Source organism: Belnapia mucosa (assembly GCF_016775475.1).
GTDB lineage: Bacteria > Pseudomonadota > Alphaproteobacteria > Acetobacterales > Acetobacteraceae > Belnapia > Belnapia mucosa.
In genome coordinates, this window is the sequence record NZ_JAEUXJ010000118.1 from 1 (window position 1) to 267 (window position 267).

General features: G+C 57.3%; 1 protein-coding gene. It reads right to left on the reverse strand.

The window, feature by feature from the left end; all coding sequences use genetic code 11:
• Positions 1-267: carbohydrate kinase family protein (locus tag JMJ55_RS30610; protein ID WP_236034278.1), on the reverse strand; the 267-nt coding region annotated here is incomplete at both ends.

Genomic DNA, 267 nt, shown 5'->3' on the forward strand with positions numbered 1-267 from the left:
GCCATGCAGCGTGCCCGCCACAAAGGCATCGCCCGCGCCAGAAACGTCCACAATTTCGGCGGCAGGCACGGCAAGGTGCTGCATGGTTTTGGGTTGATCGTTTTGTGCGGCCAGATAGACGCCATTGGCGCCATTGGTCATAATAGCGTGTGCCGCGCCGCGCGTGAGCAATGCATCCAAAATGGCTTGTGGTTCACGTTCACCAGTGGTCGCTGCTGCTTCATCTTTGTTGCAGAAGAGATAGCTGACGCCAGACAAATCTTGCGG